Origin of the sequence: Schaalia odontolytica, assembly GCF_009730335.1 — a bacterium.
GTDB lineage: Bacteria > Actinomycetota > Actinomycetes > Actinomycetales > Actinomycetaceae > Pauljensenia > Pauljensenia dentiphila.
On sequence record NZ_CP046315.1, the window covers coordinates 152,770 to 171,022 of the forward strand.

Annotated in this window: 26 protein-coding genes; 6 read left to right on the top strand and 20 right to left on the bottom strand. The window is 64.4% G+C overall.

The annotated features are described in order from the left end of the window. Positions 1-417: 417 nt before the first annotated feature. From FOC40_RS00675 to FOC40_RS00685, 4 genes are all read right to left on the bottom strand, one after another. Positions 418-1,104: a glutamine amidotransferase-related protein gene (locus tag FOC40_RS00675; RefSeq protein ID WP_003796982.1), complete on the bottom strand. Its 687-nt coding sequence runs from the start codon at positions 1,102-1,104 to the stop codon at positions 418-420. Between the two features lie 141 nt (positions 1,105-1,245). Next, positions 1,246-1,407: a hypothetical protein gene (locus FOC40_RS10530; RefSeq protein WP_003791609.1), complete on the bottom strand. Its 162-nt coding sequence runs from the start codon at positions 1,405-1,407 to the stop codon at positions 1,246-1,248. Positions 1,408-1,417: 10 nt separating this feature from the next. Further along, positions 1,418-2,179: a class E sortase gene (locus FOC40_RS00680; RefSeq protein WP_003796985.1), complete on the bottom strand. Its 762-nt coding sequence runs from the start codon at positions 2,177-2,179 to the stop codon at positions 1,418-1,420. After that, positions 2,172-2,870 (bottom strand): DUF881 domain-containing protein, encoded by a 699-nt coding sequence (locus tag FOC40_RS00685; RefSeq protein ID WP_003796986.1) that lies wholly within the window; start codon positions 2,868-2,870, stop codon positions 2,172-2,174. Before FOC40_RS00685 ends, FOC40_RS00680 begins: the two co-directional genes overlap by 8 nt. A gap of 123 nt (positions 2,871-2,993) precedes the next feature. On the opposite strand from FOC40_RS00685, the gene FOC40_RS00690 reads away from it, so the two are divergent. Continuing rightward, positions 2,994-3,257 carry a cell division protein CrgA gene (locus FOC40_RS00690; protein ID WP_003791600.1) on the top strand — a complete coding sequence of 88 codons (264 nt, stop codon included), beginning with the start codon at positions 2,994-2,996 and terminating at the stop codon, positions 3,255-3,257. Positions 3,258-3,391: 134 nt separating this feature from the next. On the opposite strand, the gene FOC40_RS00695 is transcribed toward FOC40_RS00690, so the two are convergent. The 3 genes from FOC40_RS00695 to FOC40_RS00705 all read right to left on the bottom strand — a co-directional run bounded on the left by FOC40_RS00695 (position 3,392) and on the right by FOC40_RS00705 (position 5,766). Further along, a complete protein-coding gene (locus FOC40_RS00695) occupies positions 3,392-4,153 on the bottom strand; it encodes a Rossmann-like domain-containing protein (RefSeq protein ID WP_003796989.1) in 762 nt (253 codons plus the stop codon). 103 nt (positions 4,154-4,256) lie between these two features. Next, positions 4,257-5,135: a rhomboid family intramembrane serine protease gene (locus FOC40_RS00700; protein WP_003796991.1), complete on the bottom strand. Its 879-nt coding sequence runs from the start codon at positions 5,133-5,135 to the stop codon at positions 4,257-4,259. A 109-nt stretch (positions 5,136-5,244) separates the two neighbouring features. Beyond that, complete coding sequence (locus tag FOC40_RS00705; RefSeq protein ID WP_003796993.1) at positions 5,245-5,766, bottom strand: peptidylprolyl isomerase; 522 nt, start codon at positions 5,764-5,766, stop codon at positions 5,245-5,247. A 151-nt stretch (positions 5,767-5,917) separates the two neighbouring features. Between FOC40_RS00705 and FOC40_RS00710 the strand changes: the two genes are divergently transcribed. The 4 genes from FOC40_RS00710 (at position 5,918) to FOC40_RS00725 (ending at position 10,041) form a co-directional block, all read left to right on the top strand. Then, complete coding sequence (locus FOC40_RS00710) at positions 5,918-6,520, top strand: hypothetical protein (RefSeq protein ID WP_196773354.1); 603 nt, start codon at positions 5,918-5,920, stop codon at positions 6,518-6,520. Between the two features lie 232 nt (positions 6,521-6,752). After that, complete coding sequence (locus tag FOC40_RS00715) at positions 6,753-7,217, top strand: hypothetical protein (RefSeq protein WP_231126029.1); 465 nt, start codon at positions 6,753-6,755, stop codon at positions 7,215-7,217. A gap of 20 nt (positions 7,218-7,237) precedes the next feature. Next, the gene (locus FOC40_RS00720; RefSeq protein ID WP_155844087.1) at positions 7,238-8,839 is read left to right on the top strand and encodes a hypothetical protein; all 1,602 of its coding nucleotides are present in this window, start codon (positions 7,238-7,240) and stop codon (positions 8,837-8,839) included. Further along, positions 8,833-10,041, top strand: coding sequence for a S8 family peptidase (locus tag FOC40_RS00725; protein WP_003797001.1), 1,209 nt, complete (start codon positions 8,833-8,835; stop codon positions 10,039-10,041). Before FOC40_RS00720 ends, FOC40_RS00725 begins: the two co-directional genes overlap by 7 nt. 64 nt (positions 10,042-10,105) lie before the next feature. Here the strand turns inward: FOC40_RS00725 and FOC40_RS00730 are convergent, their stop codons facing one another. The 11 genes from FOC40_RS00730 to FOC40_RS00780 form a co-directional block, all read right to left on the bottom strand. Next, the gene (locus FOC40_RS00730) at positions 10,106-10,567 is read right to left on the bottom strand and encodes an iron transporter (protein ID WP_231126030.1); all 462 of its coding nucleotides are present in this window, start codon (positions 10,565-10,567) and stop codon (positions 10,106-10,108) included. A 55-nt stretch (positions 10,568-10,622) separates the two neighbouring features. Next, positions 10,623-10,892, bottom strand: a complete 270-nt coding sequence (locus tag FOC40_RS00735) for an inner-membrane translocator (RefSeq protein WP_231126031.1) — start codon at positions 10,890-10,892, stop codon at positions 10,623-10,625. A gap of 226 nt (positions 10,893-11,118) precedes the next feature. Further along, on the bottom strand, positions 11,119-11,607 hold the full coding sequence (locus tag FOC40_RS00740) for a hypothetical protein (RefSeq protein WP_003797009.1): 489 nt from the start codon (positions 11,605-11,607) through the stop codon (positions 11,119-11,121). A 135-nt stretch (positions 11,608-11,742) separates the two neighbouring features. Next, a complete protein-coding gene (locus FOC40_RS00745) occupies positions 11,743-12,081 on the bottom strand; it encodes a hypothetical protein (RefSeq protein WP_003797010.1) in 339 nt (112 codons plus the stop codon). Between the two features lie 52 nt (positions 12,082-12,133). Further along, the gene (locus tag FOC40_RS00750) at positions 12,134-12,343 is read right to left on the bottom strand and encodes a hypothetical protein (protein ID WP_003797012.1); all 210 of its coding nucleotides are present in this window, start codon (positions 12,341-12,343) and stop codon (positions 12,134-12,136) included. A gap of 6 nt (positions 12,344-12,349) precedes the next feature. Next, positions 12,350-12,538, bottom strand: coding sequence for a hypothetical protein (locus FOC40_RS00755; protein ID WP_003797016.1), 189 nt, complete (start codon positions 12,536-12,538; stop codon positions 12,350-12,352). An 88-nt stretch (positions 12,539-12,626) separates the two neighbouring features. Next, on the bottom strand, positions 12,627-13,343 hold the full coding sequence (locus FOC40_RS00760; protein ID WP_231126032.1) for a hypothetical protein: 717 nt from the start codon (positions 13,341-13,343) through the stop codon (positions 12,627-12,629). 147 nt (positions 13,344-13,490) lie between these two features. Further along, positions 13,491-13,769, bottom strand: coding sequence for a hypothetical protein (locus FOC40_RS00765; protein ID WP_003797019.1), 279 nt, complete (start codon positions 13,767-13,769; stop codon positions 13,491-13,493). Between the two features lie 186 nt (positions 13,770-13,955). Continuing rightward, a complete protein-coding gene (locus FOC40_RS00770) occupies positions 13,956-14,819 on the bottom strand; it encodes an HAD-IIB family hydrolase (RefSeq protein WP_003797021.1) in 864 nt (287 codons plus the stop codon). A gap of 93 nt (positions 14,820-14,912) precedes the next feature. Then, complete coding sequence (locus FOC40_RS00775) at positions 14,913-15,200, bottom strand: hypothetical protein (RefSeq protein ID WP_003791561.1); 288 nt, start codon at positions 15,198-15,200, stop codon at positions 14,913-14,915. Between the two features lie 42 nt (positions 15,201-15,242). After that, positions 15,243-15,524 (bottom strand): hypothetical protein, encoded by a 282-nt coding sequence (locus tag FOC40_RS00780; RefSeq protein WP_003797023.1) that lies wholly within the window; start codon positions 15,522-15,524, stop codon positions 15,243-15,245. Between the two features lie 220 nt (positions 15,525-15,744). On the opposite strand from FOC40_RS00780, the gene FOC40_RS00785 reads away from it, so the two are divergent. After that, positions 15,745-16,023 carry a YtxH domain-containing protein gene (locus tag FOC40_RS00785; RefSeq protein ID WP_039929895.1) on the top strand — a complete coding sequence of 93 codons (279 nt, stop codon included), beginning with the start codon at positions 15,745-15,747 and terminating at the stop codon, positions 16,021-16,023. 114 nt (positions 16,024-16,137) lie between these two features. Here the strand turns inward: FOC40_RS00785 and FOC40_RS00790 are convergent, their stop codons facing one another. Together FOC40_RS00790 and FOC40_RS00795 are read right to left on the bottom strand one after the other, a co-directional pair. Then, entirely contained in the window at positions 16,138-17,505 is a 1,368-nt protein-coding gene (locus FOC40_RS00790; protein ID WP_003797026.1) for an FtsX-like permease family protein, read from the bottom strand. Next, positions 17,502-18,227 (bottom strand): ABC transporter ATP-binding protein, encoded by a 726-nt coding sequence (locus FOC40_RS00795; RefSeq protein WP_003797028.1) that lies wholly within the window; start codon positions 18,225-18,227, stop codon positions 17,502-17,504. Before FOC40_RS00795 ends, FOC40_RS00790 begins: the two co-directional genes overlap by 4 nt. Positions 18,228-18,253 lie beyond the last annotated feature (26 nt).

Genomic DNA, 18,253 nt, shown 5'->3' on the forward strand with positions numbered 1-18,253 from the left:
CTGACCCGCGTATCGGTTGTATCGCGTCGCGGTGACGCCGTGTCACGACCATCCCGTTGGTCAGTGAGGCCCGCGCCTGCGAGGAGAGATCCTCCGGCGCGGGCCTCAGCGTATGCGCGGGGGCGCGGGCGTTCGCGCGGGAGTGCGCGGGCGGCCTCGACAACGCACGGATACCAGGGACCGGTGCGCCCGCCTCTTCACGGTGGAACCGTTTCCTCCACGACGCACGGCCGCCAGATAACCAGCTCTGTTGGCAGGTGCTGTGCTGCGGCGCCCTGAGAACTGGATAGGAAACGACGATCTGGATAGGTTACGGCGTTCTGGATAGGAAAATAACCTATCCAGAAGAGCAGTTCCTATCCAGAACAGAACGTCCTATCCAGTACAGGCAGCGACGCTCAATGGCCCCCGCGGAACCTACAGCTTGAAACGCTCCGCGACGACGGGCTTCAGGGACACTGCCCGCTCGCGCGCGTCGGCGTCGCCGCAGGCGGCCAGCCAGTTGGCGAACATGAGATGCCCGGACTGGGTCATGACAGACTCGGGGTGGAACTGGACGCCCTCGAGGGGCAGGGAGCGGTGACGCACGCCCATGATGATGCCGGACTCGGTGGTCGCGGAGACCTCGAGCTCATCGGGCATGGTCGCGGGGTCGATCGTCAGCGAGTGGTAGCGGGTGACGGTCAGCGGCGAGGGCACGCCCTCGAAGACGCCGCACCCGTCATGCGTGATGACGGAGGTTTTGCCGTGCATGAGCTCGGGCGCGTGCCCGACGGTCGCGCCGAAAAGCTCGCCGAGGGACTGGTGCCCCAGGCACACGCCCAGCATCGGGATGCCATGCTCGGCGCAGTCGGCGATGGTCTGCAGGGACGCGCCGGCACTCTTGGGGTCGCCGGGTCCGGGGGATATGAGGACGCCGTCGTAGCCGGCCTCGAACCACGCGGGATCCACGACGTCGTTACGCACGACGTCGACGGTCGCACCCAGGTGGCGCAGGTAGCCCACGATCGTGAAGACGAACGAGTCGTAGTTGTCGACGCAGAGGATTCGTGCCATCGCGGGTCCTTTCATGTACGAGGCCGTGGCCTCTTCTCCGGCATCCATCGTAGGGCGCTCCCCTAGTGGGCGCGCGGGCGCTGTCCGCTCTCCGGGCGCGCAGTCGCGTACGGCGGCACCCAACCGACGTCCGTGGATACGACACGAGGCCGGGGTGCCCCGACCTCGTCCCATCCTCAAGCGAGCGACTCAGGCGCCGCCGACGGAGGACTGTCCCAGTTCCAGGTAGGACTGGACCCAGGGGTAGACCCAGGTGAACAGGGCGGCGACGGCCGCGCCGATGAGGGCCAGGGATTCAATGACTTTGAACCAGGTGGGGCCGGGCAGGTGGCGGAAGATCCATGCGTACATGTGGGGTCCTTCAGTTCGTGGGTTCGTCGACGAGTTCGGCGGGGACGCCCGTGTCCTTGGGGGTCCAGGATTCGAACTTGAGGTGGACGATGTAGCGCTGCCAGTTGCCGTATTCGGGGTGGCAGGTGGTCATGGTCATCCAACGCTCGGTGGGGGTTTCGGACCAGGAGACGTCGTCGATGACGGGGGCGACGACACGCATCTGCGTGGGGTCGGTCGCGTCGATGATCTCGGAGGAGACCATGGAGTAGACGAGGTAGTGGTCGTCGACTTCCACGACGACCTTGTCGCCCTGAGTGAGGCGGTCGATCCAGCGGAAGTTGTTGCCGTAGGTGCGGCGGTGACCGGCGATGGAGAAGTTGCCGACTCCGCCAGGCTGGGTGGTCATGTCGTAGTGGCCGGCCCATCCCTGGTCGAGGACGTAGGAGGTGATGCCTTCGGCGAGGGGGATCTTCATCCAGTCCCAGGTGGGCACGTGGACGAGGCCGTAGACCTCGCCGTCGCCGACTTCGCGGTCGAAGGCGGGCGGATCATCGGTGCGCACTTCACCGAGGGCGCGCTTGGAGGGCTGATGCTCTTCTTCGTACGAGGCGATGGTCTGGGAGACCTGTCCGGCGACCTCGTAGGTCGTCCAGTAGAGCTGCCAGACGGAGAAGAGGCCGACGATGATGGCGAAGGTGATGAGCAGTTCACCGACGACACCGACGATGTTCCAGAAGATGTTGGAGCGCTTTTTCTTAGCCGGCGTGGTCGGGGCGACGTGTTCACCCATTCGATTCCTCCACGGTTGCGTAGTTGACGGTCAGGGGGGTAGTTGCGGGCGCGAAGCTCAGGGAGTCTTTGGTCTGCATGTCCCACCCGAGGCCATACTTTGTCACGTAGGCCTGATAATTCACCATACGTGGGTTTGCAGTAACCGTCGCGCGCAGGGTGGCAGGATCACCGATTGCTTGGATCACATAGGGCGGGGAGAAGCTGGTTCCGTCCACGAGGATGACGTTGCCGATGCAGCGGATGACGGTGCGCGAGGTGATGCGCACGCCCTGGACGGTCATGGCTTCGGCGCCTCCGCTCCACAGCGCGTTCATTGCGTCTTCGATGTCTTGCTGGTGGATGACGAGGTCGTTGGGGGTTGCGCCTTCGGGAATCTCTCCGGGGGGCGCGTCGCTGAGGGTGATTTGGACGCCGGGGCCGGTGACGGTTTGGGTGGAGCGAGCGGTGAAGACGTCCTCGTCGCCGGATTGGGGGGCGACGGAGGTGTAGCTCTGGATCTGCATATCGAGTGAGGAGACTTCGTTTTCGAGGGCTTTGACCTGTTCCTGGCGGTTGCGCACGAGGGTGGACAGGTCGGAGGTTCCCGCGGGGTTTTTGCGTTCGTTGAGCGCGGAGACGGAGAAGAGGAGGCCGGAGGCGACGGTCACGGCGAGCACGCCGGCGATGTGGCGGACGCTGCGTGCGTGCATCTTTCCCCCTTATGTGGCGCTGCGCTTTGGCACTTTCCACGTCCGAGACTACGCTAGTGTTGCGACTAATTCATCACCGCCGGGCGGTTTTCTTCCCGCGCGGGCCAGCAGAGAGGACCCGACGTGGCCGAATCCAAGAAGCGTAAGAAGAATGGGCACGAGGTTGAGGATGATACTGACATCCAGAACTGGACTGACGGCATTCCGCTTAGCCCCGCCTGGTGGGCGCCCACGTTTGTGGCCCTGATGATTCTGGGCCTGCTGTGGGTTGTTGTCTACTACATTTCGTCGGGCACCTACCCGGTTCCGAAGCTGGGCGCGTGGAACATCGCGGTGGGTCTGGGCACGATGATGGTCGGCTTCCTGATGACGCTGCGTTGGCGTTGACGGGGGCGCGGCGGACGCGAGCCTGCCGTCTCCAGTGAGTGTGAGTGTGGGGCGTTCCGGCAGTGGCCGGGACGCCCCACTATTTCTATCGATGAGGCCGTGGCTGACTTCCGGGTCACGGCCTCGTCCTCGGGTTACGGCCTGCAGAGCTCAACCCTCATGCCGGCGTCGTACATGCCAAGGAGGGAGCGTCCGGCGAGGCCGTCTTCAAGGCGCGCGGGGTGCGCGCTGGCGAAGGACATGACGGTGGTGGCGCCGGCGTGCAGGATCGCGGGGGACGCGGGTGTCGAGGGCCCGAGGACGACGGTGTGAGCGTCGGAAGCGAGCGCGAGGAGGCGCGGCATCGTCTTGTTGACGAATGCGGATCCGGAGATGAAGACGTAGTCCATCTCGGGGAGGAGGTATTCGCAAGCGGAGTCGGGGTAGTCGCCTTCGAGGACGTTGCGTTCGAGGATGTTGAGCTCGGCGGCGTCGGGCATGGCGGCGGACGCGAAGGGGAAGTGGCCGATGACGGCAACGCGCTTGCCGGCGACGAGGGGCGCGTAGGGGTGGAAGGTGCGCGCCCAGTTGTTTTCCTTGCAGGGGCGGAATCCGTGGGCGAGGGCACGTACGGGGTGAGAGTGATAGGAGTTGACAGCTGCCATGCCGATGCCGGCGTCCTCGAAGTTCCAGGACTTGGCGAGGGCGGCGATGTCACGCAGGGGGCGGCCGACGAGGTCGGAGGGGTCCTCGGTGGCGCGCGGGCGCGACTGGACGTTCATGCCGAAGGCCATGCCGACGCCGTCTTCGCTGGAGGCGACGCGGCGCCATTTGCCGTCGGTGAGGATCTGGGTGACGGTGATGTCGGCGGGGATCTCGTCGATGAGCTGGTCGTACAGGTCCCAGGGGCTGGTCATGGTCTCTCCTATGGGCGCATGAGGAAGGGTCCGGCACTATTTGCCGGACCCTTCCTATATTAGGTCATCCTTAGATGTCATGTGCCTGTCGGCCGTTGACCCGTCACGCGCCGTAGACCTCGTACAGGACGCGGAACGCGAGCGCGTTGAGCACGAGCATGCCGGCGATCATGCCGAGTGCGACGACCGCTTCGCGCCGGTTCTGGTGCACCTGCGTGACGCCCGGACGTGGGCGGGCCATGTGCACCAGGACCCACGTGGCGCCCACGCCGGCGATCGCCCCGCCGATGTGGCCCTGCCAGGAGATGCCGCTGACCATAAAGCCGTAGACGAGGTTGATGCCGAGCAGCGTCAGGATCGCGGTCGTGTCTGAGCCGCCCAGGCGCTGGAGGACGAACACAGCGCCGAACAGGCCGAAGACTGCACCCGACGCGCCCACGGTGCTCACGAAGATCTCCGAGGGCTGGATGAGGCACCAGACGAGAATAAAGGCCGAGCCGCCCAGCGCGCTCACCAGGTAGAGGGTGAGGAAGCGCCACCGGCCCAGGACCGGTTCGATCGCGCGCCCCACCCAGTACAGGGAGAGCATGTTGAACAGGATGTGCATGATACCCCCGTGCAGGAACGCGCCGGTGAGGACCGTCCACGGGTGCGCCATCAGCCACGCGGGCACGAGCGCCAGGCTGAGCTTCGTGGTGGGCGCCAGCAGGGTCACGACGTACATGAGGACGCAGATCGCCATCATCGCGTAGGTGACGACCGGCGTGCCGGTCGCGGCCGCACGCGAGGCGGAGCCCATCCACCGCTTCTTCGAGGACGTGCAGTCCACGCAGATCGAGCGGACCTCGGTGGGGATCGCGCAGTCCACGCACATTGGCCGGTTGCAGCGCTTGCAGTAGTCGACGCTGCGCACACCCGGGTGGCGCGGGCAGTCGGGGGCGGCGTGCGGGTCAGAGCGCTGGCCGTAGCTCGGCATGCTCATAGCTTCCCTTTCAGCAGGCGGGTAAGGGACGAGGCCGGGGCGTACCATCCCGGTCACTGCACGCAGCAGCGGGGGCGGCCCCGGCCTCGTCGATGATGAGGGGAGAGAGTCAGTCGACGATCTCGATGGAGTTGATGACCTGCTCCGTCACGGGGCGGTCCTGGGCGCCCGTGGGGGTGGTGGCGATGGTGTCAACGACGCGCTTGGATTCCTCGTCGGCGACCTTACCGAAGATGGTGTGGTTGCCGAGCAGCCACGGGGTGGGGGCCACGGTGATGAAGAACTGGGAGCCGTTGGTGCCCTTGCCCATGCGCTTGCCGGCGTTGGCCATGGCGAGCAGGTAGGGGTCGTTGAAGTTCAGCTCGGGGTGGATCTCGTCGTTGAACTGGTAGCCGGGGCCGCCGGTGCCGGTGCCGAGGGGGTCGCCGCCCTGGATCATGAAGCCGGGGATGACGCGGTGGAAGATGGTGCCGTCATAGAGGGGACGGGAGGTCTTCTGGCCGGTCGTGGGGTCGACCCATTCGCGCTCGCCCTTGGCCAGGGTCACGAAGTTGTTGACCGTGTTGGGGGCGTGGTTGGGGAACAGTTCGACGGTGATGTCGCCGGCGGAGGTGTGAAGAATAGCTTTCATGACTGTAATGGTCGCATCTTTTCCTGGGTGTTTCCTGTCCGTCACGCACCTCACGCGAGCCGGTGGGCTGCAGATCACAGCCCGTTGTTGCACAATAGGAGTGAGTGGCGCGTCCGCGCCCCTGTTTATTGTGGACAGAATCGGAGACATCATGGTTACTTCGCCGACTTTCGATGCAGATAAGCTGCGCGCATCGTCTCAGCAGCTTCGCGACGCCGCTGCCATTTACGCCGGCAAGGTTGCCGTGCGGGCTGCCGATCTGGCTGGCCAGGGCGTCGACTGGGCCGCGCCTCGCGCCCAGGCCGCGCTGAATTCCGCGATCGAGCACGCGACCCCCGCGATCGAGAACGCCGCCGCTCGTGCGCAGGCTGCCGCTGCGCAAGCCGGCCCGGCGATCGAGAACGCTCGCGAGCACCTCGTGGACGACTACCTGCCGCGCGCTTCCCTCGCCGTCAACCAGGCGGGCGCCGCGCTGTCAGCTCGCGGTTCGCTGTCGGAGCGCGCTCGCCGCGCTTCCGAGGCTTCGGCTATCGCCCTCACCACACCCACGCGTAAGCGCCGTAAGTGCCGCGCGCTGCGCGCCTTCGGCCTGACGGCCCTGGTGGGTGCCGTCGCCGGCGCGGGCTACATCCTGTGGAAGCGTTCGCAGCCGATCGAGGATCCGTGGGCCGAGGAGTACTGGGCGGACCTGGACACGGATTCTTTCGTGCCGAACACCGAGGCTGAGAAGGCCACCTTCGAGGCGGGCGAGTGAATTTAACCTTCTGAGAGGTTTTTGCTTCGGGGGCCGCGGCGCAGTGCGTCGCGGCCCCCGCCCGTTCGCGCAGACGCCTTCACACTTCTCTTATTGAAAGGGTTACTTTCTTCCGGAACGCAGCTCGCAGTTACCGAGCATTTTTGCGAGCCTTGCCGGTTGGTCATATGATGAGCATCATCTCATTAATGTCTGCGGGCCGCGCCTGCGCTTGTTTCGCCTGGAGGTTTTCGTGAGCGACGTCAGCTTCGACTCAGATAAGCACGATCAGACGCGTCAGGACGCGGAGAGAGGCGGGGAGTCTCTCATGACTGCCGCCGACAGCATCGGCACCTTGGCCGACGCCCAGGTTGAATCCGTGTGGGGCGAGGAGGCCGGCGTCGACGCTGCACGCCGCGCACTGCAGGACTCCTACCTCCTACTAGGTGATGGCTTTAAGGAGGAGCGAAACCACTTCCTCGACTTCGGCACGAAGGTTGACCAGTCCGAGGAAGCCTTCCGACAGATGGAAGAGCAGAACGCAGGTTATTTCTCGCAGACAAGTGCGGCCATGGCCCAGGACCCTGCCGTCGCCGCCGCGGCCGCCGGATCCGGAGCGGGCGCCGGGTCAGGTTCATCCGCTTCGACATCCCAGACCTCACCGTCGGAGTCGCAGGATAACACCAACCCGAACGCAGCCGGTAGCTCCGAGTTCTGAACCCACGAAAGGATATTCCAGTGGTTCACAGCCCCATGTACAAGCGCCTCATGCGTTTCGTAGAGGACGCGAAGGCGAATGAGACCCTGTCCGACTACGACAGCAAGCACAGCTCCACCTTGGACGCCATTCGCGAGGCCGAAGAGCGCATCCAGCATTTCCGGGAGTATCAGGGATTCCAGGGCCAAACCGGCGACGCCATCAACAAGTGGCTTGAGGACGCGGAACGACGCGTCAGGCTCTGGAAGGCTTCGTATCTCGCAACATCGCAGGTCGAGGTCGAGATGCGCCGCGTCATGAAGCACGCGCGCGAGGAGGCCGAGATGCTCTCTCCCGTCCTCGTTGACGCCAGGTTGGACAAGCTGCGCGACGTGGCCGAGGTGACGATCCCGGTCATGGAGCAGTACGGCCTCGTTGGCATGGCATATAACGCAGTTGCATCGACCGGCGCGGCCGTCTACGACGCGATCGCGGCCCAGGCCAACAACCAGCGAGAAGCCAGCTCGACGGACATCCTCCAGCGACTCAACGACTCGATGCAGGGGCTCGCGAACAATGCCGCCCGCATCAAGGAGCTGCAGGAGGAGTTGAAAGATAGCAACAAGATTTGGGACCCGGGCGACCTCCCCCAGCCTTCCAATCCGTCCGTCGCCGATCAGCTCGAAAAGGGAATCAAAGACGTATCGAGCCACGATCCTGGTGTGTATCCAGGCAACAGGGACACCGACTACGGTCGATCGGACCTGCGCGGCCCCAATTCCGGACTCTACCCGAACGGTTTCGACGATCCGACCGCGCAGGACGCGGACGCCGAGAAGCTGCGCAAGCTCCAGTCCGGGCGTATTCCCGACAAGTTCAACAAGGACGGCGAGCTGGGCAGCCGGAGCAAGCCCATCACCAACCCCGAGGACCTGATGGGCATCGACCTGCTGCACAGCCGCATCGGCGGCGAGCGCTACGCCAACGGCACCGTCGGCGGATACACCCCCGCTCCCCCGAACGATCGCCACCATCCTCTGTGGAACATTAACGGAGGGCCCTCCACTCGCTTCGACGCCTCCGGCCGTACGAGCCTGGCGGGTGCGGGCGCCCTCGGTGCGGGTGCCCTCGGCGCCGCAGCCCTGGGCGCGCGCGGTGCGTCGGGCCTGGGTGCCGCTTCGCTCGGCGGGCTGGGTCGCGGCGGCTCAGGCGGCCTGGGCGCGGGCGGCCTCGGCGGGCTGCGCGGGGGCTCAGCTGCCGGCGGTGGTTTTGGTGCCAGCGGCTTGCCCGGTAGCGCGAGCGCATCGGGCGGGACAACCGGCCTGACGGGTACGAACGGCGCGGGTGGAGCGGCTGGAGCCGCTGGAAAAACGGGCGCCGGCAGCACCTCTGGCGGTTCGGGCGCGGCCGGGCGGCCCGGCATGGGCGGCTTCATGGGCGCCGGCGCCGGCGCGGGCGCCGGTGGCGGCAAGGACGACAAGAAGGGGCGCCGGCGCAAGTACGAGGCCTTCAAGTTCGAGGACGACGAGGACGATGCGCTGCCCCCGGGCTACGTCAACCCGATGTCGCAGACCTACGGCTCGGACAAGGATCTGAAGCCCGCCTCCCAGAAGGACGACGGATGGGATCCTCGCCAATGGTGATCACGAACCACGCGTCCGGTCACCGTCGGCGGCTGCACTTTGCGGGTGCGTGCGCGATGACCCTGGCCCTGGCGGCCGGGGCCATCGCCCTGCCCGCCGCTCCCGCGCACGCCGCCGAGCCCATCACAGCAGCCGACCAGCCTCACTTTGCCTACTATCATCTCGATCAGGCGCGGGCCAAGGGCTACACGGGCAAGGGCGTGACCATCGCGCTCATCGACGGCGAGGTCGACACCAGCGCACCCGAGCTGGCCGGCGCCACAATCATCGACAAAACACCGTGCACCGTTACCTCGGGTGCCAATTCGAAGAGCCACGGCACGGCCATGGCATCGCTCCTGGTCTCCAAAGAGTACGGCGTCGCCCCCGACGCAACACTCCTTGCCTACCGCACGACCTTCCCCAAGGATGGAGACAAGGCGGAGTCCGATTGCCGCGGTCACCACGCTAACACGCTCGACGAGCCCGAGTGGCTGATCAATCAGGCGATCACTGACGGCGCCCAAATCATCAGCATCTCCGCCTCAAGTGGAGACACGAGCGACTCGGTGAAGTGGGCGATCGCCCGCGCCAACGCCCTGGGCGTCATTGTGGTGAGCGGCGCCGGAAACGACAACGAGGAAAATACTATTGATAGCTATGGCAAGTGGTCCGGGGTGGTCAGTGTCAGCGCCATCGACACCTCTGGTAAGCGCGCCGAATACTCCTCGTGGGGTAAGGGAGTGACCGTTGCGGCCGTGGGAGGCCCCATCCTCGCCCACAACTACGAGAACAACACCAACATCAGCACGAGAGGCACCTCCAACGCCACGCCCTTGGTCGCAGGCTTCCTGGCCCTGGCCAAGCAGAAGTGGCCTAACGCCACCAGCAACCAACTCCTCCAACTGCTCACGCACACAGCTCGCACTGACCAAGGCGGGTGGAACAAGTACATCGGATACGGCGGAGCAGACCCCGGAGCCATGGTCAACACCGATCCGTCCCAGTACCCCGACGAGAACCCGCTCATGGACAAGGGCTACAGCGACCTGGGCCCCACAAATGAAGAGTCCCAGCAGTACCTCGCCGGCCTCGTCGACCCCCGACGCATCGCCGGAGACCCCACCTACACCTACCGTGGCATCGACGAAAGCATCCTGAAAGACACAGACATCCCCACACCAATTCACCTGGGCAGCAGCCCCCGCTACCACGCCAAGTAGGACAGAAAAGACCCCGCGTCACCGCCGTTTGGTGGTTCGACGCGGGGTCTGTCGTCTCTCGGGATCAGCTCTTTGAGGATGAGTTCATCAGAGCAACCACGATTGCCACGATTCCAGAGACCAGGATAAGGATGATGCCGAGCGGCGTGAGGTAGAACAACATGATGACTGCGAGCCATAACAAGCCGTCTCCACCATCGCCATGATTGCCGGGAACGAGCCCAATGAGCCCCTCGGCAAGGAAGGGCGAAACCGCAAGTAACAAGCCAACTGCGAGCAAAATGACCGCTAGCTTGTATGACGTGCGACGGCGAGCAGGCACCGTAGGTCCGTAGACCCCAGGCCCTAGCTGCGGGAAGCCTGCTTGCACCTCGGCCCCCACGGGCATCTGCCCCCAACTCTGCTGCATGTCGGGTTGCATGGCTTCCACCGGCGCATACTCCACCTGAGGGGGAGCCGGAACCTGCTGGGGGTTGTACCCCGCCACATCGTTCGGGTCGGGGACCTGGGGATTCGGTGTTGTCACAGGAGTTCCTTGGGGGTCGATGGTGTAGGAGCAGAGGCCGTCGGATTAGACGATTTTAGAACAGCGAGATGAGGTAGAAGAACCCGTAGATCAAGAGGATCAGAAGAACGACGAGGCCGACAACCGTGAGCGGTGCAGCGTTCATGAGCAGGCCGCGGGCGACGTAGCCGCGTTCGGTGGGATTCTTCGTCTTGTGGAGCGCAATGATGCCGAGGACCAGACCGATAATGTTCACCACGACGACGGGGATAGAGAAGAATCCGGCTATGAAGATGAAGGCAATCGGAGCCAGGTCCAGCCCGTGCTCACCCCTGGGAATCAGCACGTACACCAGCGTCCCGAAGATAACCAATGCGAAGACAACAAGTCCGGTGATCCCGAATCCGCGGCACGCCGCACCAAGGGCCTGTCCTCGGCTGCGTCCCGGCACGGCGAGCTGCTGGGGATCCTGCCCCGGAAACACATGTGGGCCAGGACCATTCGAATATGGGGCTGTCACAGTAAATTCCTCTAATCGTTGGCGGCTATCAAACAGCGGCATTCCGGATGGATTAGTACGCCATCGCAAAGAGGATGGTGAGCACAACAGCAGCCAGGAACAGGATCATCGGGATGACATTCATCCAAATCCCAACCTTGTAGACCTTCCAGCCACGCGGATCCTGCACCCGCTTGCGCCCAGTCGCGCCAAGGATGAGACCAACGATGTTCATGATCGCGCCCGGGATGTAGATCATTACGGCACCAAATATGAAGGCGAGCGGAGCCATAGCCCTCTCAAAGGAGTCATCCGCGTCGAACGAGATATAGGCTCCAAAGAACAGCCCGCCAACGCAGAGGACGATCCCAACAACACCAAGGCATATGGAGGTTACGCCGAGGGCTTTGCAGGGCGGAGCAGCAAATTCCGGCGCCGGCTGCATGTCGGCGTAGGGGTTTCCTGGCACGGTACCGGGGTAGGCAGGCACCGTGCCCAGATTACCCGGCACGCTGCCGGAGTAGTCGGGCATCCCCGAACCGACAGGATTGGGCATCGTCATCGTTGATCCTTCATAGGTTGACCGTCGTGCCCATTCGGGCGACCACGACAATCCTAAACGAGAGGGAGTCGGAACCTCCCATGGCGGTAACAGGCCCTCGATGACGAGGCCGACGAGGCTCGAGGCCTCCTCACGTCACGAGACTACCAACCACGCCCAGGCACCGATGACGTTGATGACGAAGACCAGGAGAAGCATGAGGACGATGGCATAGCCGAAACCGTATTCTCGCAGCACAGCGTCATGTTCGTTCGCGGCCGTGAGGCTGTTGTAAACGCCCAAGACGATCGTACCAGCGATTAAAAGCCAGCCGCCGACGCCGCACACCATGGAGAGGGTCCACGTGCTTCGCGTGCGCACGGGCCGCGAGGCAACGGACGCACTGCCGGCGGACGCTGCCGCGCGCGTACCGTCATCGGCAACGGTGGGCACCGAAGGGGTGCTCGGCGCGGGAATGTCGTTGGAGTCGCTCATTCATCTGTCCTTTCAAGCATGCATATGTGCATCTTCACCTGCGACCTGATAACTACCCTTTGATCCAGTCGATGACCCCCGCGTCCACCAGGTAGATGAAGAGGGCGATGGCGGCGAGCAGGCTTAGACACAGGAGGACTCCCCAGAAGCTGGCATACCTCTGTTTTTTGGAAGCCCCGCGTTGGGTGACCCCTGACAGGCCGACGACGAAACCAGAAAAACCGATGCATGTCGCGACGAAGCCGCCGATCACCGCAATCACAAAGTACTAGATGAGGTCCCAGGAGTGATCGACGTTCATAAACGACAGGATGCCGTCATAGATGAGGGAGAGGGCGAAAAAGGTGATCGCAACGATCACCCATGTGGAGATGCCGCACATCAGGGACAAACGATTGACACCCGGCAGCTCGTGGGCGGGCGCACCGTTCTCACGCGTGCTGTCGGGAGCTTCCATGAACCCCTCACTCCAAAACGTATTTCAAGAACTGAAATTAATGGAGAGAGGGTGTTAACGCGAGGAGGAATGAGCTGGGATGAGCGCTCTACGAGATTGAGGTAAGAACCACCAGGGGAAGGAACAGAACGCAACAGCACAGGGGCACATTCAGGACTATTCCCCACGTAGCGAGCACCCGCTCGGCCGCGCTGTCGGCGTTCCGACGCGCCCGTATTCCCTTGATCAAGCCCGTCAGCTGGGCGATGCCCACCGGGACGCCCGCGTAGAGGCAGACAATGATGACAGTGAGGCCAGGCAAGAACGGATCCTCCGATGTCGTAGCGAATTCCTTGAGGATCGCAAACAGACCGATGAGCAACGCTTGACCCATTGTCAGCAAGCCTGCGACCCCCAGCCCCACCGATGTCGCACCCGCACTGCTGAAGAAGCGCTCAAACAGGGAAACACACATGGACAGGACCGCAGCACCACACAGAACGAGGAGGGGAACAAGATCACCCGGATTACTCACGATACCCGCGGCGGGGATGATACCGGCGCAGCCAAGGAAGAATGCATTCACACCCACTCCAAGCGCACAGTGCCCGAGCTCCGCGCGATCCTCGGCGTGCTTTCGCCCCACGAACCCGGCGATGACACCCGCCAGGTGAATGATCCCCGCCGCGCTGGCTACGGGCAGGACAGAACGGATAAACGCGTCGTCTCTCATCGCCCCAGAGTCGCCGGGAACGACGAGGTTAGCGCCGGCGCTCATCTCGTCAAAAACCGAGGTCGACAGGACGATGAAACCCCCGATGATCACGGCAAGTCCCACGAGTGCGCAGGCCAAGGACAACCTGCACATCGTTCGCAACACTCGCTTGTTGGGCACAGGTGCGGGACCGGTGTGGTCATTCATCACTATCTCCATCCGACGCTTCAGTGACCTACATGAACAACATCAGAATGATCATGAAGGCGGTGAAGACGACGTATGGCTCGCGTTCAGGAGGATTCCCAGCCAGTTGAGCTTCCGCGTCGTCAGCTTTCCCACTGCCCCAACAATCCCGATAACACCACCGGCGAGGTTCACCGGGCCAATAAACATCAGCGCAAAGAGCGGCAAGAATCCGATCGCTTCCTTGCCACTCGGGTCGGGATCGGATGCGCTGGCTCGGATAGAAAGCCACATGGCCAGTACCATCAGGCCGATGAGGGCCCACCCGACAACACCCAAGATGATCGACACTCGATTCACCTCCTAAGTCACGGGTCCCTGAGTCACGGGAACAGGACCCGGAGCGAAGCCCTGCAGAGCCACCAGGTAGCCCTCGGACGCGGAGTGCGCAGGCGCGTATGGTCCCGAAGACTGTTGCTCAGAATGCTGAGGGTGAGGCGCACTCGTCTCACTACTCCTGTGTGTCACGCGACGCGCTCACCCGAGGAGGGTGCGCAGCACCTGGGCGACCCCTGCCTCGTTGTTGGAGGGAGCAATGAAGCGCGCGGCCTCGACGACGTCTTGCGAGGCGTTGGCCATCGCGAAGGACAGGTCCCCCTCGCTCATCATGGACAGGTCGTTCCCGGCGTCGCCGAAGACGGCGGTCTGGGAACGATCCACCCCGAGGAAACGCTGCAGGTCGCGTACTGCGCTGCCCTTGTCGACGCCTCGGATCTGCAGGTCCGCCCAGTTCGCGCCGGAAATCGCGTACTGGTGAGTATCGGCAAAGTTGGCCAGGGTGGCCTCCGCGAGCGCCTCAACCGGGCCGAGGACGAAGACAGCGAGCTTGACGATCGCGTCGTCAATCTCGCCGGCCTCGATGGCGTCGATGATGGCGATCTGATCATCCACACGCTTGGTGCGGTGGTAGTAGGGCAGAACACCGTCGACGAAGCGGTCGGAGGTGCGCTCGACGTAGGCGAATTGCTTGCCGCACATGACCAGGCCGCCGTCGATCCCATCCGGCCCCGAGGTGGCCTCACGGACGAGGCGGATGACCTCGCGCACCGTGGGGGTGTCCACCGGGTGGGAGGAGACCTCGACACCGTCGCGCATGACGATCCCACCGTTCTCCCCGATGACGGTCATGCCGGGGCGCCCGGGGAACATGTCGATGAGTGTCCACACCTGTCGCCCGGACGCGGGCGCGAAGGTGACGCCGCGCGCGTCCATCTGGTCGAGCAGCTCGTCCATGCCGGGCGGGAAGTTCTTATCGTCGTCCAGGAGGGTGCCATCCATGTCGACGGCGGCCAGGCGCAGGTCGGCGCCCGCGTAACGCGCAGGGTCAGTGGGGGTCATCATGGGTCCATTGTGCCCGACGGGAGGCACGGGTGCTCGCACCGGGGACGAGGCTGGGGCGACCTCACGCTGCCAGGCTCAGCCAGGCGACGAACCTTAGTTGTCGCTGCTCGGTATGTTGGATATCTTCTCCGCGAACGCCATGAACAGGGCGATAACGAGAACAATGACGCCGGCCGGAGTGAAGCGATAGAAGGCCCACACGAAGGCCCAACCCGCCGAAACATCATCGGGACCACCCCGACCGACGGTTGCATCGACATACGCCGAATAGAAGAACGGGCTGATCATCAGCAAAAGCCCAATAGCACCAAGAATGAGCGGAATCTTGTAGTTTCCACTCTTCTTCGTCGAAGGGGACGCTCCGCTCTTACTCTCATTCATGCCTGATCTTTTCACTGCCCGACGCTGGGGTGATGACTACCATCACCATAGCGTAACGGCCGCGGCGAGCAGCACGGCAGCCACGAAGGCCCCGAGCCTCGTAGAGCGCCGCGCACCCATGGACAGTGAGCATCGGGTCGAGGCGGATAGCGAGAAGATCTCCTCGTCGAGGTCGGCTTGCGCACGCACGCTCGGGCGCACGGCGGGCGGATACGAGGGCGGCGCGGGGCGCCGGCGACGCGCGGCTGGCCTGGTGACCTGCGCTCCTCGCGCGGCCCCACCGGCCCCCTCTGCCTGCGAGTACTGGGAAGGCGAGCGGTACACGATGTCTCCATCGACTATTGCGGTGTGAATGGCGCAATCCTAGCACCCATGAGGCGCGTGTCACATGTATTTGATTTCTTTAATTCCAAACAATTTGATCGGAGCCGCGAACCAGCAAACGACTTGCACCCCCTTGCAAAATGAGCTGCCCGTCACACTATGTGTTAGGCTAGCCATGTTCGCTCAAAGCATCGAACGACCCTACGTTGAGGAGAGAATCATGAGCCTGGAAGATCTGGCCAAGAAGGCTGAAGAAGGCTTCGAGAAGGTCGTTGACGCGGCCAAGGAGAAGGCTGAAGAAGCCAAGGACAAGCTCGCCGAGCTCGCTGGCGACGCCAAGGACAAGGCAGAAGACGCCAAGGACAAGGTCGAAGAGGCCACCGAGGACGCCAAGGACAAGGTCGAAGAGGCCGCCGAGGACGCCAAGGACAAGGCAGAGGAGATCGCCGAGGACGCCAAGGACAAGGCAGAGGACATCAAGGACAAGCTCGAGAAGTGAGCTACCAGAAGGGGGGGCGAACCAAGAGGTTCGCCCCCCCTTCTCCATGCACTCGCGCGCCCGACGGTTTTACATTCCCCCGTAGCTCGGACCACGCGACTGGCGACGAGCGCTCTACTCCCGTCCCTCGCGCACGCTCGACAGGATGCGGCGGCGCAGCGGAACGGTCGCCTCGGAGGCAACGACGATGAGCATGACGCCCACAATCGCTGAGGCGAGCGCAATGAGGACACCCTTTCCGGCGCCCGCCGCCAGCATCGGCGACATGAACACCATGCCGAGCAGCATCGAGCCAACGATCATGACGAACGCGGGAATCGCGACCTCGAGGCGACGGCTGCGGTCCATGAAGCCGCGCGGCGACCCCATGTAGGACAGGGCGCGCACCTGGTCGGCGGAGTCGAGGACGCGGATTGACTGGTTGACCGCGGTCGACACAGCGCCCAGCGCGAGGGTGATAGCGAAGGTGAGCAGCATGCCTCTGTTGATGTCGCCGACGACGATGAGCGCGATCTCGTCGGTTCTGTCCCCGCTCATCGAGATCGCATCACTCGCGGGATACATGATGCCCACGAGGAACCCGACGAGGGCCACCGCCCCGAAGGAGCGCCACACGGCGCGTGGGTCGTCGGCCATACGACGCCCGGCCACCATCATCTGGGGGCTGCGCGAGACCCGGGCCATGATGCGCCCCATGAGGCTGATCGACCAGACGCCCACCAGGTTGACGATCAGGAAGATCGCACCCATGAAGCCCATGAACACGGCCATGCCGATAGCAGTCCCCAGGTTCATCGCGAGGGTGCCGACGCTCAGCCAGAGGACGAGAAGGACCAGTCCAAGGACGGGGCCGACCGCGCTCACGCGGCCCGCCTGCGTGCGGCGAGCGACGCCCAGGGGCGTGATCGCGACCTTGCGCATGGCCAGCCACGAGGACAGGGCGGCCAGGAGGATCATGGCGAGCCCCTCGACGAGGAGGGCCACAACCCCCACCCACATCTCGCTGGCCCCCATCGGGCGGCCCTGGAAGGACAGCGCACCCCACGCGGGCAGCGTCACGGCGTACAGGATCGAGCCGACGACGACACCGACAACCGCAAACACGCAGGTTTCGAGGATGCAGGCAAGCTTCGTCTTGCCCGGCGCGAGGCCAACGAGGCGCAGGACAGCGAGGTCGCGCTCACGCCGACTCATGCCCAGGCGCGCGGCCGCTGCCCCCATCGAAATGATGGGAACGATCAGCAGGGTGGCCGCGAAGTACGCAAGCATCACGTAGAACGACGCCATTCCATCGAGGCTCGAGGGGTCGTCGGCCGTGGCGGACGTGGCCGCGACGGCGGCTCTCGCCCCGAAGGCCATGACGCCGCCGGTGACCGCGAGCAGGAACGCGTGCGGCAGGGCGAAGGCAGCGACCGTGAGGACGGACGTCGCCCGGTCACGCGACCGCAGGAGCGCCCCCGCGGCGGCGCGTACCGCGCTCATCGGGCCACCCCCTGGTTGGGGGTTCCACTGCCTCGCGCCTCGAGGGAGATGCGGCCATCGCGCACGTGGATCGTGTGCGGCAGGCGCGCGGCGACAGCGGGATCGTGGGTGACGAGGACAAGGGATGCCCCGGTGGAGGCACAGGCACTCGTCAGCAGGGACATGACCTCGCCGCCGGTGGCTTGGTCGAGGGCCCCCGTGGGCTCATCCGCGAAGATCACCGAGGGATCGGTGGCGAGCGCACGGCCGATCGCGACGCGCTGGGCCTGTCCTCCCGACAGCTGGCCGGGGCGGTAGGGGCCGGCGCCGTCGAGCCCGAGGTTCGCCAGGATCTCGCGCGCCCGGGAAATAGCCTGCGATCTGGGCGTGCCCGCCAGCATGAGGGGCATCGCGATGTTCTCTTCCGTGGGCAGCTCGGGCAGGAGCTGGCCATCCTGGAACACGAAGCCGAAGCGGCGCAGACGCAGGTTGGAGAGAACCCGCTCCGACATGGTCGTCATCTCTTCACCATCCAGGGTGATCGACCCGGAGCTGGGGCGCAGCACGCCCGCCAGACAGTGCAGGAGCGTCGTCTTACCGGAGCCCGAGGGGCCCATGATCGCCACCTGCGTGCCCTGCGGGAGGGTCAGGTCGACGCCCGCCAGGGCGTGGACGGGCGTGTGCCCGCGCGTGTATGTCTTCGTCAGTGCTCGGGTCACCAGACCCGCCGTGTCGTGTGTCATGTTTGAACGATAGGCCCGCAGCCCCG